At 56.2% G+C, this 23476-nt stretch carries 19 protein-coding genes; 15 read left to right on the top strand and 4 right to left on the bottom strand.

Going from position 1 to position 23476, the window contains the following annotated elements; translation table 11 throughout:
- The first annotated feature begins 64 nt into the window (after nucleotides 1-64).
- The 6 genes from M0G74_RS07085 (at nucleotide 65) to M0G74_RS07060 (ending at nucleotide 7203) form a co-directional block, all read left to right on the top strand.
- Entirely contained in the window at nucleotides 65-601 is a 537-nt protein-coding gene (locus M0G74_RS07085; protein ID WP_248215801.1) for a MarR family transcriptional regulator, read from the top strand.
- A 176-nt stretch (nucleotides 602-777) separates the two neighbouring features.
- Nucleotides 778-1974, top strand: a complete 1197-nt coding sequence (locus M0G74_RS07080; protein WP_248215800.1) for an amino acid aminotransferase — start codon at nucleotides 778-780, stop codon at nucleotides 1972-1974.
- A 101-nt stretch (nucleotides 1975-2075) separates the two neighbouring features.
- Nucleotides 2076-3479: a 3-deoxy-7-phosphoheptulonate synthase class II gene (locus tag M0G74_RS07075; protein ID WP_248215799.1), complete on the top strand. Its 1404-nt coding sequence runs from the start codon at nucleotides 2076-2078 to the stop codon at nucleotides 3477-3479.
- A 27-nt stretch (nucleotides 3480-3506) separates the two neighbouring features.
- Nucleotides 3507-4190: a glutathione S-transferase family protein gene (locus M0G74_RS07070; RefSeq protein ID WP_248215798.1), complete on the top strand. Its 684-nt coding sequence runs from the start codon at nucleotides 3507-3509 to the stop codon at nucleotides 4188-4190.
- A gap of 383 nt (nucleotides 4191-4573) precedes the next feature.
- Nucleotides 4574-6802 carry a M3 family metallopeptidase gene (locus M0G74_RS07065; RefSeq protein ID WP_248215797.1) on the top strand — a complete coding sequence of 743 codons (2229 nt, stop codon included), beginning with the start codon at nucleotides 4574-4576 and terminating at the stop codon, nucleotides 6800-6802.
- Between the two features lie 194 nt (nucleotides 6803-6996).
- On the top strand, nucleotides 6997-7203 hold the full coding sequence (locus M0G74_RS07060) for a DUF2905 domain-containing protein (RefSeq protein ID WP_248215796.1): 207 nt from the start codon (nucleotides 6997-6999) through the stop codon (nucleotides 7201-7203).
- A 6-nt stretch (nucleotides 7204-7209) separates the two neighbouring features.
- On the opposite strand, the gene M0G74_RS07055 is transcribed toward M0G74_RS07060, so the two are convergent.
- Nucleotides 7210-7692, bottom strand: a complete 483-nt coding sequence (locus tag M0G74_RS07055) for an Lrp/AsnC family transcriptional regulator (protein WP_160153485.1) — start codon at nucleotides 7690-7692, stop codon at nucleotides 7210-7212.
- Nucleotides 7693-8115: 423 nt separating this feature from the next.
- Between M0G74_RS07055 and M0G74_RS07050 the strand changes: the two genes are divergently transcribed.
- On the top strand, nucleotides 8116-11637 hold the full coding sequence (locus M0G74_RS07050) for an indolepyruvate ferredoxin oxidoreductase family protein (RefSeq protein ID WP_248215795.1): 3522 nt from the start codon (nucleotides 8116-8118) through the stop codon (nucleotides 11635-11637).
- 79 nt (nucleotides 11638-11716) lie between these two features.
- Here the strand turns inward: M0G74_RS07050 and M0G74_RS07045 are convergent, their stop codons facing one another.
- Both M0G74_RS07045 and M0G74_RS07040 read right to left on the bottom strand, forming a co-directional pair.
- On the bottom strand, nucleotides 11717-12457 hold the full coding sequence (locus M0G74_RS07045; RefSeq protein ID WP_248215794.1) for a ChrR family anti-sigma-E factor: 741 nt from the start codon (nucleotides 12455-12457) through the stop codon (nucleotides 11717-11719).
- 6 nt (nucleotides 12458-12463) lie between these two features.
- The gene (locus M0G74_RS07040; RefSeq protein ID WP_248215793.1) at nucleotides 12464-13045 is read right to left on the bottom strand and encodes a sigma-70 family RNA polymerase sigma factor; all 582 of its coding nucleotides are present in this window, start codon (nucleotides 13043-13045) and stop codon (nucleotides 12464-12466) included.
- Nucleotides 13046-13296: 251 nt separating this feature from the next.
- Between M0G74_RS07040 and M0G74_RS07035 the strand changes: the two genes are divergently transcribed.
- The 8 genes from M0G74_RS07035 to M0G74_RS07000 all read left to right on the top strand — a co-directional run bounded on the left by M0G74_RS07035 (nucleotide 13297) and on the right by M0G74_RS07000 (nucleotide 20166).
- The gene (locus M0G74_RS07035; RefSeq protein ID WP_248215792.1) at nucleotides 13297-13776 is read left to right on the top strand and encodes a nuclear transport factor 2 family protein; all 480 of its coding nucleotides are present in this window, start codon (nucleotides 13297-13299) and stop codon (nucleotides 13774-13776) included.
- Entirely contained in the window at nucleotides 13773-14561 is a 789-nt protein-coding gene (locus M0G74_RS07030; protein ID WP_248215791.1) for an SDR family NAD(P)-dependent oxidoreductase, read from the top strand. The genes M0G74_RS07035 and M0G74_RS07030 overlap by 4 nt, the downstream gene beginning before the upstream one ends.
- Nucleotides 14561-15823: an FAD-dependent oxidoreductase gene (locus M0G74_RS07025; protein WP_248215790.1), complete on the top strand. Its 1263-nt coding sequence runs from the start codon at nucleotides 14561-14563 to the stop codon at nucleotides 15821-15823. The genes M0G74_RS07030 and M0G74_RS07025 overlap by 1 nt, the downstream gene beginning before the upstream one ends.
- Nucleotides 15823-16569, top strand: a complete 747-nt coding sequence (locus tag M0G74_RS07020; RefSeq protein WP_248215789.1) for a DUF1365 domain-containing protein — start codon at nucleotides 15823-15825, stop codon at nucleotides 16567-16569. Before M0G74_RS07025 ends, M0G74_RS07020 begins: the two co-directional genes overlap by 1 nt.
- A gap of 116 nt (nucleotides 16570-16685) precedes the next feature.
- The gene (locus M0G74_RS07015) at nucleotides 16686-18149 is read left to right on the top strand and encodes a cyclopropane-fatty-acyl-phospholipid synthase family protein (RefSeq protein WP_248215788.1); all 1464 of its coding nucleotides are present in this window, start codon (nucleotides 16686-16688) and stop codon (nucleotides 18147-18149) included.
- A 51-nt stretch (nucleotides 18150-18200) separates the two neighbouring features.
- Nucleotides 18201-18788 (top strand): DUF2878 domain-containing protein, encoded by a 588-nt coding sequence (locus M0G74_RS07010; RefSeq protein ID WP_348983701.1) that lies wholly within the window; start codon nucleotides 18201-18203, stop codon nucleotides 18786-18788.
- 169 nt (nucleotides 18789-18957) lie between these two features.
- A complete protein-coding gene (locus tag M0G74_RS07005; protein ID WP_248215787.1) occupies nucleotides 18958-19560 on the top strand; it encodes a hypothetical protein in 603 nt (200 codons plus the stop codon).
- A gap of 198 nt (nucleotides 19561-19758) precedes the next feature.
- A complete protein-coding gene (locus M0G74_RS07000) occupies nucleotides 19759-20166 on the top strand; it encodes a glycine zipper family protein (RefSeq protein ID WP_248215786.1) in 408 nt (135 codons plus the stop codon).
- 173 nt (nucleotides 20167-20339) lie between these two features.
- On the opposite strand, the gene M0G74_RS06995 is transcribed toward M0G74_RS07000, so the two are convergent.
- Nucleotides 20340-23159, bottom strand: coding sequence for a cytochrome c peroxidase (locus tag M0G74_RS06995; RefSeq protein WP_248216175.1), 2820 nt, complete (start codon nucleotides 23157-23159; stop codon nucleotides 20340-20342).
- Between the last annotated feature and the right edge of the window lie 317 nt (nucleotides 23160-23476).

Here is a 23476-nt window from a genome sequence, read left to right as displayed (position 1 = left end):
AACCAATTTTAGTTACATTTGAAACCTGGTACAACCCCGTTCCTCAGCAGGTGAATGAACCGCAATGACAACAACAGACAAGACACCACGAGATGCTGCGCCCACAGAAGGGGATTTCGCCAATCCTATGGATGCGGTGCGCCCGGACGATTTGCGGTTGGAAAAATTCCTGCCGTATCGGTTGTCGGTGCTTTCCAACCGAGTGAGCAATGCCATTGCCCACGCCTATGGTGCGCGGTTCGACCTCACCATTCCCGCCTGGCGCGTGATGGCGATCCTGGGGCGCTTTCCCAACCTGTCCGCGGCAGACCTGGTGGAGCAGACGGCAATGGACAAAGTTGCCATCAGCCGCGCGGTTTCGATCCTGATCAGGAATGATTACATCACCCGCAGTGAAGACCTGGCTGACCGTCGCCGCCAGGTGTTGAACCTGTCGGATCTGGGCCGCGACGTCTACGAGCGCATCGTGCCGCTGGCGCAGCAGTACGAGAATGATTTGATGGGTTCTCTCTCGGCGGAAGAGCGTGGTCAGCTGGACAATATTATTGAAAAGCTGATGGCGCGCGCCCAGGACTGGGTGAATCGCGGCCTGATCGATTAATCTGCCTGATTGATCTGTATGTGACGGCGAATCGCCAAACACTGCGCTACCCACGACGAATAATCCCGATGACCAACAATTTACCAGGCGGTGTATCGGCCCCCTTCAAGGGCCGATAGGGGCCCTCACTGGCCAGCAAAGACAGTGACACCGCCGATTAATTATCAGGAGTTTCCATGTTTGACCACCTGAACAGCCTTCCAGCGGACCCGATCCTCGGCCTTCTGGCTACTTACCGCAGTGACGAGAACCCCAGCAAAATTGACCTGGGTGTTGGCGTCTACAAAGATGAGGCGGGCCATACCCCGGTATTGCAGGCAGTAAAAGAAGCGGAAACCCGCCTGCTGCAAAGCGAAGAGACCAAGGCGTACATCGGTCCGGCGGGCACGCCAGGATTCAATACTGCCATGCAGGAACTGGTACTTGGCGCTGGCCATACCGCATTGCTGGCGAATCGCGTGCGCTCGGCGCAAACCCCCGGTGGTTGCGGCGCTCTCAGAGTGTTGGCGGAGTTCACCAATCGCGCCAAAGAGGGCGCAACCATTTGGGTGAGCGACCCTACCTGGGCGAACCATGTGCCCTTGCTGGGTAATGCCGGTCTGCAGATCAAGAGTTATCCCTACTACGATCGCGCGACCAGCAGCCTGAAGTTTGATGCCATGGTCGAAACCCTGAAGCAGGTAGGTGAGGGCGACCTGGTGTTGTTCCATGCCTGCTGTCACAACCCCTGTGGTGCGGATCTCAGCCGTGAACAGTGGAAGGTGCTGGCAGAGATGGCCCAGAAACAGGGCTTCACCCCTTTCATTGATATGGCCTACCAGGGCTTTGGTGAAAGCCTGGACGCAGACGCCTACGGTCTGCGCCTGATGGCCGAGTCGGTGCCGGAAATGCTGGTTGCCGCCTCCTGCTCCAAGAACTTTGGTTTGTACCGTGAGCGCGTTGGCCTGGCGATGGTTGTCTACAGCGATGCCGCGGCGGCGGATCGTGGTCAGAGCCAGCTGTTGAATGTGGTGCGTGGAAACTACTCCATGCCGCCCAACCACGGCGGCGCTATTGTTGAGTCCATTTTGACCGACGCCAGTCTGCGGGCAAACTGGGAAGCCGAGCTGACGGAAATGCGTGAGCGTATCAATAGCCTGCGCTCCGGTTTGGTAGAGAGTCTGCAAAGTGCCGGTGCGGCCGGTGATTTCAGCTTCATCCAACAGCAGAAGGGTATGTTTTCTTTCCTGGGAATTAACCCGGAGCAGGTGCAGAAGCTGCAGCAGAAGTATTCCATTTATATGGTAGATTCGAGCCGTATCAGTATTGCCGGCCTGAGCCAGAACAACATGGCTTACTTCTGTCAGTCGGTAGCGGAAGTACTGGAAAGCTGATCGATTTCCCCGGTGAAGGCCGGGGCTTGTTTGGAAACGCCCGCAGCGCTAACAAAAGTGCGCTGGGGGTGCTGTGTTTGAATTGTGTTGTCGAGCCGAAAATGGAAATTGAGGTAGAAGTCCCCGTGCCTGAATCTGTAGTAAACCCCTGGGATCCCGCCAGCTGGCGCAAGCTGCCGGCGCACCAGCAGCCCAAATACCAATCTGCCAGCGAAGTCGAGTCTGTGGAGCGGCAGCTGGCAGGTTATCCACCTCTGGTATTTGCACAGGAAGCGCGCGAATTGCGTCGCCAGCTGGCAGAAGTTGCCCAGGGCAAAGCGTTTTTACTACAGGGCGGGGACTGTGCCGAATCCTTTGCAGACTTCAATGCAAACAGTATTCGCGACACCTTTAAAGTGCTGTTGCAGATGGCGGTGGTGCTGACGTTTGCCGGCAATTTACCGGTGGTCAAGGTTGCGCGTATGGCTGGCCAGTATGCCAAGCCTCGCTCGGCCGATATGGAATCCGTGGGCGGCATAGAATTGCCGAGCTACCGTGGGGACATCATCAACGGTATCGACTTTACCTCTGAAGCCCGAGTGCCGGATCCGCAGCGGATGCTGACTGCCTACAATCAGTCTGCGGCCACCCTCAACCTGCTACGTGCCTTTGCCCAAGGCGGGCTTGCGGACCTCCACCAGGTTCACGCCTGGAACCTCAGTTTCCTGGAGAATAACCCGCAGCGCGATCGCTACTCGCAACTGGCGGAGCGTCTGCAGGATGCACTGGAATTTATGGCCGTTTGCGGCGTCAATTCCAGCAACACCCCGGCGATTCGTGAAACGACGCTGTATACCTCCCACGAGGCCCTGCTGCTGAACTACGAGCAGGCGTTGACCCGCACCGATAGCCTCACCGGAAAGTGGTATGACTGTTCCGCGCATATGCTCTGGATCGGCGAGCGCACTCGCCAGCTCGATGCGGCCCACGTGGAGTTTCTGGCGGGCGTTTGGAACCCGATTGGGGTCAAGGTCGGGCCTAGTATGGCCACCGATGAGCTGCTTCGTCTGATTGATCGACTGAACCCGAACAACGAGCCCGGGCGATTGACGCTGATTACCCGCATGGGTGCAGATACCCTGGGTGAGAAACTGCCGGCACTGGTACGTGCGGTAGAGAGGGAAGGGCGCTCAGTGGTGTGGAGCACCGACCCGATGCACGGCAATACCGAGAAGGCTTCCAGTGGTTATAAAACTCGGAACTTCGATAATATCCTGCGGGAAATTCGCGACTTTTTTGCGGTGCACCGCGCGGAAGGCAGCCACCCGGGAGGGATTCACCTGGAGATGACCGGGCAACATGTTACCGAGTGTACCGGCGGGGCCTGGAAAATTTCCGACGCCGATCTGGCCAGTTGCTATCGCACCCAGTGTGACCCGCGCTTGAATGCAGATCAGGTGCTGGAGCTCGCCTTCTGTATTTCTGAAATGCTGCGGGATGGCCGCAACGGAACCGCCCGGAATTAAATTAAGAGCAGTCAAAAGGAGATTGGGATGTATCAGCTTTTTATCGGCAATAAAAATTATTCGTCCTGGTCTCTGCGCCCCTGGCTGTTGGCCACCCAGCTGCAAATTCCGTTTGAGGAGCAGCTGGTGCCGTTTGATGAAGGCGGCAGTTGGCAGAAATTCCGAAAATTCTCGCCCACCGGGCTGGTGCCTTGTCTGGTCGATGGGGAAGTGACGGTGTGGGACTCCCTCGCCATTGCTGAATACCTCTACGAAACCTATCCGGCGGTCTGGCCGCAAGATAAAACTGCCAGAGCCTGGGCGCGCAGCGCCGCCGCAGAAATGCATGCGGGCTTCTTTGCACTGCGCAATCAATGCAGTATGAACTGCGGTGTCACCATATCGCTGCACCAAGTGGACAGTGCACTGCAGAAAGATCTGGATCGCCTTAATGAGCTCTGGCGGCAAGGGTTAGACCGGTTCGGCGGTCCCTATTTGGCAGGGGAGGCATTCACTGCGGTCGATGCTTTTTTTGCGCCGGTGGCGATTCGTTTGCAGGGGTATCAGTTGGCCCTCAGCGAAACAGCGATGGAGTACTGTCAAAGGCTGCTGGACCTTCCGGCCATGCAATCCTGGATCCGTGCGGCACTTGTGGAACCTTGGCGCGAAACTGAGCACGAGTTGGAGCTGCAGGCCTTTGGTGCCATTGTGGAAGATCGACGGGCGCGCTGACTCAGTGCGCCGCCAATTACTTGCCGGCATCTATTTTCATTTCACTCCAGTGCTTTTTGCGCGCTCGCACTAATCATTGCCCACCGTAGTCATCGTCCGCAGTCGTCAATTTCCCTGCTGGTAACGGCGTTCGGTATGGCGCTGTGTATGTGCTGGAGGTTAAAACTAACCACTTAATAAGCCGTTATCAAATGTTGGTTGTCAGTCATCCGCACAACTTCCTCCTGCCTGGTAGACAGGAGAGGGGGAATCTCCTGCGAAGTTTTTACTTTGCCGGACAAAATCGCGGCTTTGCCGGCACCTCGTGGCGGTAGCTGCCACCCCGGGGTACACTCCGGACGGTCAAAATTTTAACAATTATGCAAATAAAGAGGATCGAGCCGATGCGTCAAACTCTGATCGCTATGTCCATCGCTGCCGCCCTGGCAACCATGGCCGGTTGCAGCAAAGAGCCCGAGCAAGTACAGGCTGCAAAGCCCGCCAGTGAACAGTCTGCGGCTGCCGCTGCGATGCCAGGCGGGGATGTTGCCAAAAGCAATCCACTGCTGGCGAAATGGGCTGGTCCTTATGGCGGTGTTCCCGCATTCGACAAAATGAGCGTGAAGGATCTGAAGTCAGCGCTCGAATTTGGCATGGCCCAGAACCTCTCGGAAATTGACGCTATTGCCAACAACCCGGAAGCGCCCACTTTTGCTAATACCATTGAAGAAATGGAGCGCAGCGGCAAGGCTCTCGGGCAGGTGTTCACCTATTGGGGTATCTGGAGCGGCAATATGTCTTCTCCGGAATTCCGTGCGGTACAGGGTGAAATGGCACCCAAGCTGGCAGATTTCAGCTCCAAGATCATCCAGAACGACAAATTGTTCCAGCGTGTGAAAGCGGTATACGACGCACGCAATGATTCCGGGCTGGATGCGGAACAGAAGCGGGTGGTAGAGCTGACCTACGACGAGTTTGCTACTAATGGCGCAACCCTCTCCGGTGATGCCAAGGTGCGTTACGCGGCCATCAACAAGCGCCTCGCAGAGTTGCACACCAAGTTTGCCAACAACGTACTGGCGGATGAGGAAGGCTATGACATGTTCCTGCGTAGCGATCAGCTGGCAGGCCTGCCGGAGTCTTTCGTCAAGGCGGCTGCAGCCCTGGCGGAAGAGAAAGGTCAAAAAGGTAATTACGCGATTACCAATACGCGCTCTTCCATGGATCCTTTCCTGACCTATTCAGAAAATCGCGCACTGCGTGAGAAGGTTTGGACCAATTACTATAGCCGTGGTGACAATGGCGACGAGCACGATAACAACGCGATCATCGCCGAGATTCTGCAGTTGCGGGATGAGCGTGTAGGCCTGTTGGGCTTTGAAAATTACGCCCAGTGGCGCCTGCAGAACCGCATGGCGAAAAACCCTCAGCGCGCGATTGAATTGATGGAAGCCGTTTGGCCGGCTGCCGTTGCCCGTGTTCACGAAGAAGTGGCGGACATGCAGGCAGTGGCTGATGCGGAGAAAGCGGGGATCAAAATCGAGCCGTGGGATTATCGCTTCTACGCCGAGAAAGTGCGCAAGGCCAAATACGACCTGAACTCTGACGAGGTAAAGCAGTACCTGCAGCTCGACAATCTGCGTGAAGGTATGTTTTACGTTGCGGGTGAACTGTTCAATTTCAAATTTACTCCGGTAAAAGAAGGTTCGGTGCCCGTCTTCCACGAAGACGTCAAGGTTTGGGAAGTAACGGACAAAACCAGCGGTGAGCATATCGGTCTCTGGTACCTGGATCCGTTCGCTCGCGCTGGCAAACGTTCCGGTGCCTGGGCCAGCATGTATCGGGATCACACCACCTTTGATGGTAAAGAAACCGTACTGGCTTCGAACAACTCCAACTTCATCAAGGGTGCTCCCGGTGAGCCGGTTCTGGTGAGCTGGGACGATGCGGAAACTTTCTTCCATGAATTTGGCCACGCGCTGCACTTCCTGGCTTCCAGTGTCACCTATCCGACACTGAATGGCGGGGTGCGTGACTACACCGAGTTCCAGTCTCAGTTGCTGGAGCGCTGGTTGAGCACCGACCCAATCATCGATAACTATCTGGTGCACTACAAAACCGGTGAGCCGATTCCTGCTGATCTGGTGGCCAAGATCAAAAAGGCCGCCAATTTCAATCAGGGATTTGCGACTACCGAGTACCTGGCATCGGCGTTGGTGGATATGAAGCTGCATACCACCGATCCCAAAGGCATTGACCCGGACAAGTTCGAGCGTGAAACCCTGACCAAGCTGGGGATGCCCTCTGAGCTGGTAATGCGTCACCGCACTCCGCACTTCGGGCATATCTTTTCTGGAGAAGGTTATTCTGCTGGCTACTACGGCTACATGTGGGCGGACGTCTTGACCTCAGACGCCTCTGAAGCCTTTGCGGAAGCTGAAGGCGGTTTCTACGATAAGGAAGTGGCCGGGAAACTGGTTAAATACCTGTTTGCGCCTCGCAATGCCATTGACCCTGCAGACGCCTATCGCCTGTTCCGTGGCCGCGATGCGGGCATTGAGCCGCTGATGCGTGATCGTGGTTTCCCTGTCCCCGGTGAAGCCAAAGAGGCCACGGCCGCTGCTGGAAACTAAGCTGGTAGTGGATCAATCGCGGGTATCAGTACCCAAAGAAAAGGCCGCACTGTTATGCAGTGCGGCCTTTTTTATTTGTGCGCTTACCGCGAGAATTTCACTAAGCTTCTGGATGACTTTGAAGTATCGCGATTGCACAAGTTTGCAACCCGAAATGGAGGGTCATGATTGCAGGGCGCGAGAGGGAGAAAACGATGGCGAAATGGTTGGTGGTAGCAGGCTGTGCACTGGTGGTCATCGGTGTGCTGCTGCACTTTTTTCCGAACTTGTTCAGTTGGTTTGGGCGGCTGCCCGGGGACATTCGTATTGAGTCTGAACGTTCCCGGGTGTATTTCCCCATCACATCGATGATTATTCTTAGTGTGGTTCTGAGCCTGATCCTCAGTTTCCTAAGGCGTTAGGCCGACTTACTTTTCCAGCAGTTGATCCAGTGGCAGTTCGGTGCGGTAGCGCACCTGCTTGAGGGAAAAGCTGCTCTTGATGTGGTCGATCCCCGGAAGTTCGGTCAGCTTCTTGTCCAGAAACTCTTGGTAGGCGTGCAGGTTTGGCACCACTACCCGCAAAAGATAATCAAAATCCCCGGTCATCAAATAGCATTCCATTACCTCTGGCCATTGGCCAATCGTGGATTCGAAATGCTGCAATTCTTTCTTTACCTGGTGGTTCAGCGTGACCTGGATAAACACGCTTACCGGTAAGCCAACTTTATCCGGTTCCAGCAGGGTCACCGCGCGCTTGATAAAGCCCTGTTCATGCAGGTTCTTTACGCGCCGGGAGCAGGGGGAGGGGGACAGGCAGACCTTTTCGGCCAGCTCAATATTGGGAATGGTCGCGTCCTGCTGAAGGATTTCCAGAATGTGCTTGTCGATGGCGTCCAGCAAATAGGCCATAGTGTTACCCGGTGTTCCTGATTGTCTTTTTCAGAATGCCAAATATGCACCCCTGTCTCTTTACGGCTGCCTGCAAGTGGCAGTATCTGGCTCTTTTCCAGCGCTGCACTAGGGTACCGCAAGTGACTCAATTTGGTCATTGGTTCACTTGCGCTCAGAGGGGGGTGTCCTCCACAGAGACCTTGCGGCAGGAATTGATAAAGATTCTCAACCTTCCGGCTCTAGCGCTTAATTATTGCAGAAAAGGAATCCCAAGTGGTGAATTCTTTCTGCCTTGCGTCTCTTCAGTAGTGAATTTGGTATGACCTGCTCGTCGGTCCGGTGATAGTTTACGGAAAACAAAAAAACATCACCGAATCCGCCAAGTTGCCACCTGAATATCCGTGGTCCTGCCGGATTCCGGCACAGCGAGAAGGGCCCACCATGGCGATGGTTGAATCGGATCAGGAACTGGGTTTTGACCGGGAGTACTCCCTCAAGGCCGCATTTACCCGGGACTCGGGTCGTGTTTTTCTCACAGGTATCGATGCCCTGGTGCGCCTGCCGTTGATGCAGAAGCGTCTGGATGAACAGGCTGGCCTGAACACCGCCGGCTTCATCTCCGGTTACCGGGGGTCCCCGCTGGGCGGTTACGACCAGACACTCTGGCGCCATAAGCAGCTGCTTGCCGAGCGCGATATCCACTTTGAGCCGGGCATCAACGAAGATTTGGGAGCCACCAATATCTGGGGCACCCAGCTGCTGGACCATTACCGCCAGCAGGCCACCCGGGATGGCGTTTTCTCCATCTGGTACGGCAAGGGCCACGGGGTGGATCGCAGTGCCGATGTTTTTCGTCAGGCCAATATTCAGGGTACCTCCAAACTGGGTGGTGTCTTGGCATTGTGTGGCGACGACCACACGGCCGAATCCTCCATGTTCTCGCACAATACCGACCAGATTTTCGAGTCGGTCATGATGCCATTGCTGTTCCCGGCCACCATTGATGAATACCTGACCCTCGGCCTTGCAGGTATCGCACTGTCGCGTTTCTCTGGCCTCTGGGTGGGCTTTAAAACCATTACTGAAACGGTGGAATCCGGTGCGTCCATACTGGTGCCGGAATTGCCGCAGTTCGTATTGCCGGAATCTTTCCCGATCCCGGCCCACGGCCTCAATTACGACCCGCACCTGAACTGGCCCTCCGAGCGAATGGAATACGAGCGCCGCATGCTGGAAGAGCGCCTGCCTGCCGCCAAGGCATTCGCTTATGCCAACGGCCTGGACAAAACCCTTGTGGCGGCACCGCAAAAACGCTTTGGCATTGTTACGGTAGGTAAGGCGCACGGCGATCTGCTGGAAGCATTGAAACTACTGGACCTGAGTGAGCAGGACTTGCTGGATGCCGGCATCTCCATCCATAAAGTTGCTATGAGCTGGCCGCTGGAGCCCCGGGGCATGACCGAATTCGCCCAGGGGATGGAGCGCATTCTGGTGGTGGAAGAAAAGCGCCCGCTGGTAGAAGACCAGATGAAGAACCTGTTCTACGGCTGGGCGGCCAGTGCGCGCCCGAAAGTGGTGGGCAAGAAAGATCTCGACGGCAACGATTTGCTGCCGGCGATCTGGGGATTTGGCCCGGATCAGGTAGCCAAAGCCATCACCCGCTGGTTGGCGGACACCGAACTGGCCGCAAGGCTGATTCCGCTGGCGGAACAACTGGGCAGCAACACCCCGGAAAAGGCCACAGGCCTGCTCGCCCGCGAGCCCATCTTCTGTGCCGGCTGTCCCCACAACAGCTCCACCAAATTACCAGAAGGCAGTACCGGCAGTGCCGGGATCGGCTGTCACATCATGGCCCTGGGCAAAGGGCTGCGCACCGATACTTACTCGCATATGGGCGGTGAGGGCGCGCACTGGGTGGGTTTGCATCGCTTCTCCAGTGACAAGCACATTTTCCAGAATATGGGCGATGGCACTTACAACCATTCTGGCCTGCTGGCGATCCGCCAGGCCGTCGCCAGCAAAATCAATATTACTTACAAGATACTGCTGAACGATGCTGTCGCCATGACCGGTGGCCAGCCCGCTGATGGTGAGGTCACGGTGCCATCGCTGTCTCGTCAGCTGCTGGCCGAAGGGGTAGGGCAGGTTTGCCTGGTTAGTGAGAACCCGGATCACTGGCGCAATCACCGCGACCAGTTGCCCGCCGCGCTGCAGATTTTCCATCGGGATGAACTGGATGCGGTACAGCGCACATTGCGCGATACCGACGGGGTCACGGCGATTATTTACGAGCAGGTGTGCGCGGCAGAGAAGCGCCGCCGACGCAAAAAAGGGCAGATGGTCGACCCGGCCAAGCGCCTGCTGATCAACCACCGGGTATGTGAGGGTTGTGGCGATTGCAGCGTGCAGTCCAGCTGTATTGCCGTTGAGCCACTGGAAACCGAATTTGGCCGCAAGCGCCAGGTAAACCAGTCCAGTTGCAACAAAGACATGCGCTGTGCCGATGGCTTCTGCCCGAGCTTTGTGGCGATTGAAGGCGGTGAATTGAAAAAGCCGGAGTTGCAGACCCTGGCCGAAGCTATCGATCAGGCGAGCCGGAATTTACCGGCCGCGCCCAAGCCCCGGCTGGAGCAGCCCCTGAATATTCTGGTGGCGGGTATCGGCGGTAGCGGGGTACTGACCGTGGCTGCGCTCCTTGGCATGGCAGCCCACCTGGAAGAAAAAGGCAGCACCACCCTGTATTTCACCGGCCTTTCGCAGAAGAACGGTGCCGTAGTTGCCCATGTAAAAGTGGGCAGCCGCCCTCAGGATATTACCACTGCACGTATCCGCGATGGTTCCGCAGACCTGCTGCTGGGCTGCGACATGGTTACTGCTGCGGGGCAGCGCAATAAGTTTTCCAGCGGGAAAATGCAGGCGCTGGTGAATACCGCAGAAGTGCCGGTCGCCGCTTTTGTGCGTAACAACGAACTGGCATTTCCCGCGGATGCGACTGCAGAAAGCATCCAGTCGATCGCCGGGAATTACTTCGCATTTGATGCCAACCGCTACGCAGAATCACTTTTCGGCGATACCGTGGCGGCCAACCTGATGATGTTGGGCTATGCCTGTCAGCAGGGCCTGCTACCGGTTTCTCAGAGTGCACTGGAGCGCGCGGTGGAGTTGAATGGTGTGGCGGTGGAGAACAACCTGCGCGCCTTCCGTGCCGGCCGCCTGCTGGCAGAAAACCCCGCAGCGATCGAACAGCTCACAACACCGGTACAGGTAGTGAATTTCGTTACGCCAACCGAGAACACCGAGCAGCTGATTACCCGGTTGGCCAAGGAGCTGACGGAGTACCAGAGCGCGAGTTACGCTCGTCAGTTCACCACGGCAATTGCCGGTTTGCAGCAGGCAGAAAGCCGTCTGCCGGCGAATGATGGGAGTCTGGCCCGGACAGCGGCCACCAGCTTGTTCAAGGCGATGGCTTATAAAGACGAATACGAGGTGGCGCGCCTGTACAGCGGCGAGGCCTTCAAGCGTCAGTTACGGGATACCTTTAGCGGTGATTACAAAATCAAATTCCTGATGGCACCGCCGCTGATCGCACGTCCGGATGCCAGCGGTAAAATCCGCAAGATTGCGCTGGGTCCCTGGATGGAGAAGCTGCTGCCGGTACTGGCGAAAGGTAAAGCGCTGCGCGGCACCGTGTTGGATGTGTTTGGCTACACCGCAGAGCGCCGTGAAGAGCGGCGCTGGGCCCGTGAAGTGAAGGCGACTATTGGTGCGGTGGCACAATCACTGAATAGTACCAATGTCGAGATGGCCGCAGAACTCCTTGCGTTACCACAGCAGGTGCGTGGGTACGGCCACGTGCGCGCGGAGAAAATGGCTGCGGTCAAGCCACGCTGGGAGTTGCTCCGTCAGCATTTCGCGGGGGGCGGTGATCGTTTTTCCGGTGGTTTGCTTCCGGCGCGAGGCTAGTCCGCTAGAAGAACGCGCTGGCCGGTTGACTGATCAACCGGCCAGCGCATTAACGATAAGTTGAAACGCGGTGCCGGGGCTACTGCGGTTTGATCGACAGGAAAGGGTTGACCAGTTTCCCGAGAACTCCAGTCAGCGCAACCGGTGCTTCTACTACTGACAGGCAAAGACATTCCTGGTCTTGGGTAGCGGTAGGGCGGTGTACTTCCCCGGGCTCGCGGACCAGAAAATCCCCTCGTGAATAAACACCATCCGCATCGGAAAAACTGCCGTAGAGCACCATGGTGATCTCTTTTCCTCGGTGGCCATGTTCTGCCACCTTGTTTCCGGGGGATATGCGGTGGAAGGATACCTGGTGCTGGGACTGACCCGTTTTCAGGTAGGCCTCCTTGAGCCCTTTGGAAAGGCGGCGCCATTTCAGTGCCGGATTCCGCTTCACGAGTTTTGCCACAACTTTGGGCAGGTCACTGAAAAGTGGGTCACTGGAGCCAACGTGAGTTGGCTTGTACGCAGACGGAGCGGTGCTGCCATCCCGATTCGCGGTGCTTTCCCCATCCTGTTCCTCAGAGTCGCACTCATCTGTGTGCTCATCAATTCGATGCATCAAGCGTGAAAATTCTTGATCGCTGGCGGCGGGCGGTGTCTTTACCGGCACGCTGGTTGCCAGCAGGGAACCGCCAATACCATTCAGCAACTTCATCTGTGCCGAACACTTGGGGCAGAGTTGCAGGTGTGCGGAAACTACCAGGCTGTGTGCCCAGTTCAGGCTGCCGCTGGCGTATTCCAGCAGCAAATTGTTGTCGGGGTGGTGATGAATCATGGTGACCTACCTGACAAGTGTGCTTTGTAATTTCTTCAGGGCCAGCCGCACCCGGGACTTGACTGTGCCCAGGGGGAGACCGAGCTCGGCAGAGATTTCACTGTGGGATTTTCCCTCCAGATACGCCTTTTCGATAACGTGACTCTGCTCTGCAGGAAGACTGCTTAATCCCTCGGTTACCGATGTCCTGTTGCGAGATTGTTGCAGGTAAACGAGGGGTTGGTTGTCCGAACTCTCATCCCAGATGTCCTCTACCTCGAGACTGTCGTCGGTATCCGGCTGGCGGCTTGCCCGGCGCAGGGCGTCAATCCGGCAATTTCGCATAATGGTGAAGACCCAGGTACTGGCTGCGGCCTTTTCAGGATCAAAGCTGGGCGCTTTGCGCCAAACGCGAAACATCACTTCCTGAACCAGTTCATCGGCGGCCTCGGGAGCCGAACTCTGCCCGCCGCGGCTGAACTGGAAGCCTTTGATCAGCGGGGCGAAGTGCGCAAACAAGCGCTCAAAAGCCTGGCGGTCGCGATCGCGCCCCACTTTCAGCAGTAGGTTGCTCCACTCGTCGTCTCGTGTTTGCTGAGAGGGCTGCACCTTGTAAGTCCTATATGGCCTGCGTTTTCCGTTCGGTATATCTACCATATTCCACGCTAGATTAAACGGATTGTTCCTTGGTTGCTGGGTTCTACGCGACTCAATGATGTTTGGATCACCGGGTGGGCGGCTTCCATTGAATAGTGTGCGACTTATTAGTCATTTTTATAGAAATGACTTTTAATCCATTTTTCACGCACCAGCGTAAGGGGAGCTATACAGTGGCAATTGCAACCTGAGGGACGCTGCTTATGGCTCAACTGATTGAGCGCCTGGAACATCTCTACTCGGACTTTATGTTGGCGGAACCCCAAGCTATCACCAGCGTTTATGCGCCACAAGTCCGCTTCAAGGATCCTGTGCATGAGGTACATGGTCTGGCTGCGATGCAGGCCTATTTTGCGCAGGTCTCGCAGAACCTTGAGGAGTGTCGATTTCACTTCGATACGGTGCTGACCGAGGATAACAAGGCCTGCCTTTGGTGGCATATGGTGTTCCGTCACCCGCGGTTGCGTGGTGGCAAGCAGCTTACTTTGCGGGGTAGTTCGCTTTTGCACATGGATTTGAAGACGGATCGCATCATCTTCCATGAAGACTGTTATGACCTGGGTGCCATGATCTACGAACAGGTACCACTACTCGGTTCGGTGATCCGCCATATCAAACGCGGGCTGGCGAATACCGACATTGACGGTGTCGAAAATGGCGTGCCGCACGGGAGTGGGTCATGAGTCGTCTACAGCGCAGCGGTGACAAGAAAATTGTCTGGGTTACCGGTGCCAGTTCAGGAATCGGAAGAGCCCTGGTCAAACGATTGGCCGCAGACGGCCACTATGTGATTGTCAGTAGCCGCAACCGAGAGGCCCTGCTCGATCTACAGTTGGGGCATGCCAAGTTGATCCGGGTACTGGACTGCGATGTAGGGTCTGATACTTCCATGGTTGAGGCGCAACGGCGATTGCAGGAAATCACCGATGAACTCGATCTGGTGATTGCTTGCGCCGGGATTTGTGAGTATGACGACAACCTGTCACTGGACCTGGCCAGTTATAGAAGGGTGTTTGACGCCAATTTCTTCGGCGTGGTCAATACACTGCGGGTTGCTAAACCGTTGCTCGCCAATAGCCGCCAGCCGGTGTTTGCCGCCGTTGGCAGCCTGTCTTCGGTGGTCGGCTTCCCCCGCGCGGAAGCCTACGGGGCTTCAAAGGCTGCGCTGGAGTACTTTATCCAATCGGTGCGCGCCGATACCTCGAAAGTGTCTTTGCGGCCCGTGTTAATCCGTCCTGGATTTATCGAGACCCCGCTGACGACCCAGAACGATTTCAAAATGCCGTTTCTCATGTCGGCAGATGCCGCGGCCGAGCGCATTCTGGTCGGGTTAGAGCGCAAGCAGTCAGTGATCGATTTTCCCCGCAGGCTGAGTTGGCCGCTACGGCTTCTCAATTTGCTCAGTCCCCTGTGGTATCGCCTCTGCGCGCCCCGCATAACAAGAATCAGAAAGTTGAGGAAAGCCTGATGCGTTTCGCGATTATCGGTAGTGGTATTTCCGGTTTGACTGCCGCTTATTTACTGCACAAAAAATACGACATTACACTGTTTGAGGCTGACAGCCGGCTGGGCGGGCATACCGCAACCGTTGATCTCATGGATGCCGGGCAACCGCTTGCGGTCGATACCGGATTTATCGTATTCAACGACTGGACCTACCCCAATTTCATCAAGTTGATGGACCAACTGGGCGTAAAGTCCCAGCCCACCGATATGGGGTTCAGTGTTTCCAGCGGCGATGGCGGCTTTGAGTACGCCGGAAACAACTTGAACTCCCTGTTTGCGCAGCGAAGGAATCTTCTCGATGGCGGCCACTGGCGAATGTTGCGCGACATAGTGCGTTTTAACCGGGATGCAGTGGAGGATTGGAAACGCGGTGATCTCGGCGAGTCCATGAGCCTTGGGGGTTATCTGGAAAGCAACGGTTACTCGGCGGAATTTGCCAATCGCTACCTAGTGCCTATGGGTTCGGCAATCTGGTCGGCGAGTATGTCGCAGATGTTGGATTTTTCGGTCGATTTTTTTATTCGTTTTTTCTACAACCACGGATTGCTGAATATTTTCAATCGTCCCCAGTGGCGTGTCATCAAGGGCGGTTCTCGCAGTTATATAGAGCCCCTCGTGGAATCCTTCCGGGATCGAATTCGTTTGTCGACTCCGGTAAAACAGGTCTATCGCCGGGAGCAGCAGGTAATCATTGCGTATCAGGATACGACCGGGCGAATACAGGAAGAGGCGTTTGATCAGGTGATTTTTGGCTGTCACTCGGATCAGGCACTGGCTCTGCTCGGCGACCCGGCGTCTTCTGAGCGGGAAGTGCTCGGTGCCATTCCTTATGAGCAGAATTCTGTTGTGCTGCATACGGATACCCGGTTGCTTCCGCAGCGCCAGGCTGCCTGGGCCAGCTGGAACTACCGCCTTCAGGGGGCGCAGGACCAGCTGCCGGTGTTGACTTATAACATGAACATTTTGCAGCGACTGAAAACCCGAAATACCTATTGCGTTACGCTCAATGCCGACGACGCCATCGATCCGGATAAAGTGATCGGTAAATTCGAATACGCCCATCCGCAGTTTTCAGCGCAGGGGAATAGGGCGCAGGCGCGTTGGTCGGAAATCAACGGGCATAACCGCACCTGGTATTGTGGTGCTTATTGGGCCAATGGATTCCATGAAGATGGTGTTGTCAGCGCTATTCGGGTCGCCAAAGGTCTGGGGGTTGAATTCTAGTGCGCAGCGGCCTCTACACTGGCTGGATTCAGCACAGACGTTACCAACCGCGGGAACACAGCTTTCGTTACCGCGGATTTATGGTGTACGCCTATCTCGATGAGCTGCCCGAAATACTGGCAAGCTCCCGCCTGTGGTCTGATCACCGGTTTGCTCCGGCGCGTTACCGCAGACAGGACTTTTTTGGTGATCCGGCGATTCCGCTGGACGAAGCCGTTCGTAACCGGGTTGAGGAGGCAACAGGTATTCGCCCCACCGGGCCAATCGCCTTTCTCGCGAACTGGCGCTATTTTGGCTACAACATGAACCCCATCAGTATCTATTACTGTTTTGATGACTCTGGCGAGCGAGTCCAGGCACTGCTGGTGGATGTTCACAATACGCCGTGGAATGAACGCCATGGTTATGTACTGCCGGTGACTGCTCACGGACGCGTACAAAAGGCGCGGTTTAAAAAAGAACTGCATGTTTCGCCGTTTATGCCCTTGGACCAGTTCTACCAGTGGCGCAGCACTACCCCGGGAGACCGGCTTACGGTGAGTATCCGCTCCATGGAGGCGGGGGACTGTGTATTTGATGCCTGCATGAGCCTGAAACGGGAAGAAATCACTTCGCAGGTGATGAGAAATAAACTGATCCAGTTTCCACTGTTTACCGTAAAAATCATCAGCGCAATTTATTGGCAGGCGATGAAACTTTTCTTTAAACGAGTACCTGTGGTTACTCATCCAGGCAAAGTTTCTTGATACATTGACGGTGCGCTAGCGAAATACCAGTTACTCGCGAATGCGCACAAAGATCGCAAAAACAGTACAACTTAAAGCACTACTTTGAGCACTACAGGAAGCGGAGATCGGCACCTATGAAATCGGGTTATAAATTGGCGGAAAACCTGTCCCCGTGGCACAAGTCGGGTATCCCTTCGGAAGGTCCGAACAATCACTCGGCCGGTGCTCAGGGTGGTGCTGCAAGCATCGAACAGGCAGATTACCCGGTCATCAGCGGTGGTGCCGCAGCGGCGCCCGTACTATCGATGCACTGGCTGGACCGTGTGGCCAGAAAGCTCGTGCTGGCGCGCCTTGAAGCGATTGAGATTGGCACCCTCTATGTGCATGAACTTTTTGCTGGTGGTGACGGTGCCCGCGAGGGGCTTCCGGCCAATGATCCACCCGTGCTGCGCTTTGGAAAGCCTGAAGCTGCATCGACTGCGTCCTCTGGCAGAGGGGCGGGTGATTCCGAGATAGTGGCGCACATCCACGTACTGCACCCGAATACCTACACCCAGGTATTGACCAGTGGAACCATTGGGTCTGGCGAGGCCTATATGGACGGCTTCTGGACTTCCCCGGATCTGGTGCAGGTGATTCGGCTGATGGTCGCCAACATGTCTTTGCTGGACAGTCTGGATTCCCGCTGGAGCCTGGCGCACAAGCTGGCGCTCAAGGTGCTGCATCGTTTCAATGCCAATTCCCTAAAGGGATCCCGTCGCAATATTTCTGCCCACTACGACCTGGGGAATGATTTTTTCAGCCTTTTCCTCGATCCGACCATGCTCTATTCGTCGGCGGTATTTCCCAATGGTGATGCCTGCCTTGCCGAAGCCTCCGAGTTCAAGTTGGCCAAGATCTGCCGCAAGCTGCGGTTAAAATCGTCCGATCACCTGTTGGAGATAGGTACCGGCTGGGGCGGTATGGCAGTGTACGCGGCCAAGCATTTCGGCTGCCGGGTGACCACGACCACGATCTCCCGGGAGCAATACGAATACGCCAAAGCCTGGGTCGAGAGGGAAGGGCTTTCGGATCGGGTAACCCTGTTGCTAAAGGATTACCGCGAGCTTGAGGGGCATTACGACAAGCTGGTTTCCATTGAAATGGTCGAAGCCGTCGGGCACCAGTATTACCACACCTTTTTCTCGCGCTGCAGCCAGTTACTCAAGCCCGACGGATTGATGGTCATGCAGGCGATAACCATTCAGGACCAACGATTCGAAAGCTACAAAAACAGTGTCGATTTTATCCAGCGCTATATTTTCCCCGGTGGCTGTCTGCCATCCAATCAGGTGGTTGCCACGCATATCGCGAAGGATACGGACATGCAGATTGTCGGGATGGACGATATCACTTTCGATTACGCCAGAACCCTGCGTGCCTGGCGCGAGGCGTTTTTTGAACGCGTCGAGGAGGTTCGCTCGCAGGGGTTTGATCAGCGCTTTATCAACATGTGGGACTTTTATCTGTGCTACTGCGAGGGCGGATTTCTTGAGCGCGTGATCAGCACTGCCCAGTTTACCTTTGCCAAACCGCGCTGTCGGACACTTCCACGCTAGCAATTCAGCAATTTTGCGATATGTGAGTGGTGAATCGTGGCAACTCAGGCGATGAGCAGTTCAGGGAACCCGCCACTTTGGCGGATGCTAATCAGTGGGTGCCTGTTCGAGGGAATCTGGCTCCTGTGTGTGATGGCGCCATCCAGTACGCTTATCGTGCTGTTCACGGCGGCCAACCTTCTGTGTCATCTCTGGTTATTTTGTCGCTCCAGTGCTGGGGGCGGGGTGTCGCATAGTGTGTTGCGTACACTGCTATGGCTGATCCTGGTCTCAACCTTGGGTGTCGCTATGGACAGCCTCCTGTTTCAGTACGGACTCTTTCAGACCACCGACGCATTCAGCATCATCCCGCTCTGGCTTGCCATGCTCTGGGTAAACTTTGCGCTCGCACTGCGTTTCGCATTTGTCTTTCTCCAGAAAAACCTGTGGCTTGCGGCCTTGTTCGGGTTAACCGGTGGTCCTCTCAGTTATTTCATCGGTGCTGAAATAGGCGGAAGGGTGACCCTTGCCGAACCGCTTTGGTTATCACTCGGATTACTCGGGTTTTTATGGGCCGCCTTCCTGGTGTTAATGGCCTACTGGGCCCGGAGTCGCTTTTTCAGGATTCAGCACTTTGTGAACAGGGATCTAGGGAATTGAAGAGGGCAAGTCAGTGATGAGTGTGATCGCAGCTGCAGCATTGGTCATTAGTGGGTGTAGTGCGCCCGCTGAGATTACTGCGTCTGCGATAGTCGCGGGAAGGGCGGTGACTCCCGGAGAGTCGGAGACCGTCTATTGCGAATATTTTTTGCCTCAAGACCTGGGAACAATGCGTGTTCTTTACTTTGCTCCCGACGGCGAGAAGATTGCAGAGAAACGACTTGCGGCCATTGCACCCGGCAGCGCGATTCAGGAACAACGGTTGCCACAGGTGTTTCAGCAGGACTTCCGCTCCGGTGAGCTGCGCGAAACCGTGTGGGAATCTGGTGCCTGGCGACTTCGGTACCGGGAGGCGGAAAGCAAGGCGCTTCGCGAAGTGGTGATTGACGACTCCGAAATCGACGTCATTGATGCCGGGTTTGATGCCTATGTGCGGAAAAACTGGCAGGCGTTAACCGATGGCTCAGAGCTCAGATTCCAGTTTGCCTCTCCGCCCCATGGTAGAAGTATTCGCCTGCGGGCTACTTCATTGGTGTGTGAGCCACCGGGCTCGGCGCTGTGTGTACGCGTGGATCTCGCCCAACCGCTACTGCGCTGGATCGCCGGCGGTGACATCCTGTTGCGGTACAGTACCGTTGATACTGACGGCGTGACGAGTGATAAAAACACGCTCGTCCCAATGCCTCGCCTGCAGCGGTTTACCGGGGTGAGTAACCTGCTGGATGACTCCGGAGAGCCCCAGCGATTGCAGATCGATTATTTTTACCGCTGATTTTTCCTCGGGCCTCGAGGGCCTCTTTCAACAGCTTTTAACCCACGCCCTATAGACTCTATTCCAGAAAAGTCCATCTCTGGTATCAATCACTCCGTTCTTAGCAGCACCCTGTAAATGAGCAATTGGGGTGGCGCGCTTCTCTACGCTGGTCTAAACCTAAGTAGACACAGGCGACAAATGTGGTGAGGAGCGCCAATGAAACTGCCAATCAAACTGAAGGTCATGGCCGCTGTGGGCCTGAGCGCAGCAACCCTGTTCGGGTGTGCCTACCAACAGGAGCAGGTGCCAGGCGCGCGTGGAATCGTGATTGATACCTACGGCGTGAACATGCGCCAGTACCAGCTGGATCTGGCGGATTGTAATGGCCTGGCCACAGCCGCACGGCGCGATGAGGGCCGCCGAGGGCTGACCCGTGCCGCTGGCGGTGCGCTCCTCGGTGGCGCGCTGGGTGCAATCATCGGCGACACCAGTAGTGCGGCGGCTGCGGCGGCCGGAGCCGGGGCGGTAATCGGCGGTGTCAGTGGTGTTGGCAGCGCCCATGCGGAAGCCAATTACATTACGCGCAACTGCCTGCGTGGTCGCGGATACCGCGTACTCAATTAGGTAGCGGCCAAATGAGGCCAGTGCTGACTGGCCGCTGAGCAAATTCATCCCAAGTGCTATTCGGCAACTCACAGGACTTGGCTTGAGCCGGAGGATTATTCCTCCGGTTTTTTTATGGGTAAATAAAAAAGGCCCGCACGTTGCCGTGCGGGCCTCACCGTTATGCATGCTGGTTAGGGCATGACTGGAGGCAGTGGATAGGGAGTCTCATATTTGGACTTACCATTGTCGTCGGAAATGTACATATCACAGTTTGTTTTCAGGTCGTGCGCAAAGCCGGAGGCATTTTGCAGCAGTTCCTGGAAGGTAATGATGCGATTTGTACTACCGTCTTCACCGACCGCAGCGATATTCGCCAGCTTGGTGCGACCCTTCTGGTCATGGCCATTGGGAACACAAATTTGAGGGTGGTCAAATTTGCCTTCCTGATAGGCCGCGCCCCAGTCGGTCAAGCCGGTTTCCATCATCTCGATCATCGCGGCTTCACGATCGGCGCCCACATCAAAGATGCGCAGGCCGGCATCCAGATTGGCTTTGTTCAGCTTGGAGAAGCCGAAGCGCTTGTCGTCGTCCGCATCGAAGTCCACGATGGTTTTGTAGAACTCCAGCACCTGACGCAGGTTCATCTTGGCGCCGTTGTGCATAAACGGTCCGGTGAACTTGGTCATGCGAATAGTCGGAGTCTTGAAGAAACCATTGCGCAGTGCCAGGTCTTCGGCGGGTACGGTTGGATCACAGAATGCCGGGGGCGGATCCATTTCCGGGTCGCAGACCAGGTTCATAGCGAACGGCTTGGCGGAAAGGTCGCTCGGTGACTTGGGCACCTGAATGCCACCTACACCCACACCGGCCTGGAGTCGATCCTTGATTTTTTGCAGAACCTCTCTGGATGCGGTGGTGTTGTAGGGGGAGGGCAGAGGTCCGGGCAGCATGCCCATCAGCTGTGCCAGACGCGCTTTGGAGAGCGGAATCATGCCGCCGTTGCTGGTCTCAATGTCTCCGCCAACACTGACGTCTTCCGCGGTTGGACGCACCGCAATGTTGTAGAAACCTGCGTCGTACACACCCTGGTTCTCGAAGGTGTTCATCCGCTCGAGGATGGCCGGAGGTGGTTCACCGGGAATTGGGTCTCCACCGAAGCCGACAGTGGCACTGATGGTGGCACCGGTGAACTCAGCCGAGGCGTGGCAGGCCGCACAGTCGGTAGCACCAGCCTGGAAGCGTCCCATACCCTCATCGATGTTGGCGATGGTGGCCGCCGCTGCCTCACAGACTCGGGAGTCGTAAGGCGGAGTACATCCTCCGATCGGTTCGCCTGCCATCAGCAGACCACTTTCCGGCTGGTTCGGCGCTTTTGGCGCTTCGGAGCCAGTTTCCGCTTTGGGATGGATAAACTCGGCGAACTTGTAGGCGCAGGAGTCATAGGCAGCGCCTGCTTCGACGGCACTGGTGTCCGGTGGCAGCATCGCGGTACAGTCTGTGAAGGCAACGCCATCGCCTGCCGGCTGCATACCGGTCCAGTCAATCACCATCATGAAGCGTCCGTTAACGCGCTCAAACTTGCGATCCGGTGTCCCAGCAGGTGGGCGACCCATACCTACATCGAGTTTCACCAAGACTCTGCCATCGGCACTGATGTGTTCGATCAGGGTTTTGGGGCCGTTGTTGCCTTGCGGGTCCGAATCGATCATGCCGCCCGCCATCAGGTCAACAATGGTGTTGCCGGTGGTGAGGGTCGCCTCGTAGGCCTGGACTGCAAGTCCCCAGAACAAGTTGAAGTTGACCTCCATCAGGGTTCTGTTTTCCGAGTCGTAGCCGCAGTAGCTCATATCGACTTTTTTCTTAAAGCCGGAATCTTTGGTCAGGCACACGTTGTAGCCACTGCCATCACCCCAGAATTTTTCAAGGAAGATGTCCTTGATAAAATCGGAGTAGAGCTTGTGGTCAATGCCGCGCACCTGATACTCGCCCGGGCCGCAGTAAGTCAGGTCGCCCAACAGGGAGTCGCTGCAGCTTACCCATTGCCCATAGAGCGGCGACAGGTGCAGCATTTTGCGGCCCAGGTTGTACGAGGCTCCGCCACCGCCACCGCGGTGCACGAATTCCATTTCAAAATCACTGCCAGTGGGGCCGACGGCCTGGGAGGCAAGTGACGAGAATGGAATGAGTACCGCGTGCTCCTGCGCATAGTCTCCGCTGTAGTAAACACGCAGTTTGGCATCCGGGTCGCGGAAGCCCAGGGTATTTACACCGTTGAAGAACATATCTGCGCGGCCATCCCAGAAGCTGCTCTGGTTGAAGATGGCGTTGTAGGTGGTGGGCGTGTTGCGCGGTTCCACCCGGCGCACGGTTTGTGGGAATGCCAGGTTATTGCCGAAAACCACTGGGAAGAGGGCGTCATCGTCGTCAAATCCAAGGTCTTTGACGTGAATCTCGCCCGCGTCCTGCCCCGAACCCGCAACCAGGCCGGTGAAGGTGGTGGCGCGCACCCCCTGGGAGGAAACAACGTCGTTGACGTCGTAGCCCGCGATGCTGTTCAGGATGGAGGGGGCCACCAAGTATCCCGGTGTGCCATCCGACTGATCCGGCGTGGCGCCATTGGCCATGAGGGTGCTTTCGCTCACCGGCAATCCGCGTGGAGAGTTGGCACCGCCGTATTGGGAAACCGTGAGCTTGTTGTTCGCGCCTAACAGCTGGTGCGAATGGTCCCCACCGCGCAGGCCCGGACTCATGCTGTTGACCTTACGGATATCTGCACCGGAGTTGAAGTGACAGCTGGCGCAGGCCTGTACACCGTCACTGCCCACCTGCATATCGAAGAAGAACAGTTTGCCCAGCTGCTGAAGTTTGGTGCGCTTTCCGGGCTTGGTAATCTGTTCCCATTCTGATGGGCTGACGCCTTGGCCCTGGCCATCGAGCAGGCCCAGCATATTGACGTCGGGGACCGTGATTTTTTTAAGCGGCGGCACGTCGGCCAGCGCAGGTCCTGCCATCAGGGACAACGACAATCCCCAGGCGCCGCCCCTTTGCAAAAAGGTGCGGGCAATGGACTTCCTTAGTCTGGGGGTTCGTTTCTTCTTTGGGTCTGGAGGTGCGATTGACCGGTTATCCGAATGCGGATGGCAATCGCCGTTACGGAACGGCATGGCTAGATCCCTCTCGCTGGTTACGCTAATCGATACGCCTTGTTACCTTTCAGCTCCCCTCGGCAGGTATCACCCCGAACAGTGACCAGGGTGATTAATGAACGAGTTGAACATTTTTTAGGCAACATTTAAAAAATAGAATTTCGTTTTGCATATGACAAATC

Source organism: Microbulbifer sp. CAU 1566, from assembly GCF_023156515.1.
GTDB lineage: Bacteria > Pseudomonadota > Gammaproteobacteria > Pseudomonadales > Cellvibrionaceae > Microbulbifer.
This window is presented reverse-complemented; position numbering and strand designations above follow the sequence as displayed.

Excerpts from the sequence above, each read along its gene's own strand:
- M0G74_RS07085 (WP_248215801.1), top strand. The coding sequence starts at position 65 with ATGACAACAACAGACAAGACACCACGAGATGCTGCGCCCACAGAAGGG.
- M0G74_RS07080 (WP_248215800.1), top strand. The coding sequence starts at position 778 with ATGTTTGACCACCTGAACAGCCTTCCAGCGGACCCGATCCTCGGCCTT.
- M0G74_RS07075 (WP_248215799.1), top strand. The coding sequence starts at position 2,076 with ATGGAAATTGAGGTAGAAGTCCCCGTGCCTGAATCTGTAGTAAACCCC.
- M0G74_RS07070 (WP_248215798.1), top strand. The coding sequence starts at position 3,507 with ATGTATCAGCTTTTTATCGGCAATAAAAATTATTCGTCCTGGTCTCTG.
- M0G74_RS07065 (WP_248215797.1), top strand. The coding sequence starts at position 4,574 with ATGCGTCAAACTCTGATCGCTATGTCCATCGCTGCCGCCCTGGCAACC.
- M0G74_RS07060 (WP_248215796.1), top strand. The coding sequence starts at position 6,997 with ATGGCGAAATGGTTGGTGGTAGCAGGCTGTGCACTGGTGGTCATCGGT.
- M0G74_RS07055 (WP_160153485.1), bottom strand. The coding sequence starts at position 7,692 with ATGGCCTATTTGCTGGACGCCATCGACAAGCACATTCTGGAAATCCTT.
- M0G74_RS07050 (WP_248215795.1), top strand. The coding sequence starts at position 8,116 with ATGGCGATGGTTGAATCGGATCAGGAACTGGGTTTTGACCGGGAGTAC.
- M0G74_RS07045 (WP_248215794.1), bottom strand. The coding sequence starts at position 12,457 with ATGATTCATCACCACCCCGACAACAATTTGCTGCTGGAATACGCCAGC.
- M0G74_RS07035 (WP_248215792.1), top strand. The coding sequence starts at position 13,297 with ATGGCTCAACTGATTGAGCGCCTGGAACATCTCTACTCGGACTTTATG.
- M0G74_RS07030 (WP_248215791.1), top strand. The coding sequence starts at position 13,773 with ATGAGTCGTCTACAGCGCAGCGGTGACAAGAAAATTGTCTGGGTTACC.
- M0G74_RS07025 (WP_248215790.1), top strand. The coding sequence starts at position 14,561 with ATGCGTTTCGCGATTATCGGTAGTGGTATTTCCGGTTTGACTGCCGCT.
- M0G74_RS07015 (WP_248215788.1), top strand. The coding sequence starts at position 16,686 with ATGAAATCGGGTTATAAATTGGCGGAAAACCTGTCCCCGTGGCACAAG.
- M0G74_RS07010 (WP_348983701.1), top strand. The coding sequence starts at position 18,201 with ATGAGCAGTTCAGGGAACCCGCCACTTTGGCGGATGCTAATCAGTGGG.
- M0G74_RS07005 (WP_248215787.1), top strand. The coding sequence starts at position 18,958 with ATGCGTGTTCTTTACTTTGCTCCCGACGGCGAGAAGATTGCAGAGAAA.
- M0G74_RS07000 (WP_248215786.1), top strand. The coding sequence starts at position 19,759 with ATGAAACTGCCAATCAAACTGAAGGTCATGGCCGCTGTGGGCCTGAGC.
- M0G74_RS06995 (WP_248216175.1), bottom strand. The coding sequence starts at position 23,159 with ATGGCAGGACCTGCGCTGGCCGACGTGCCGCCGCTTAAAAAAATCACG.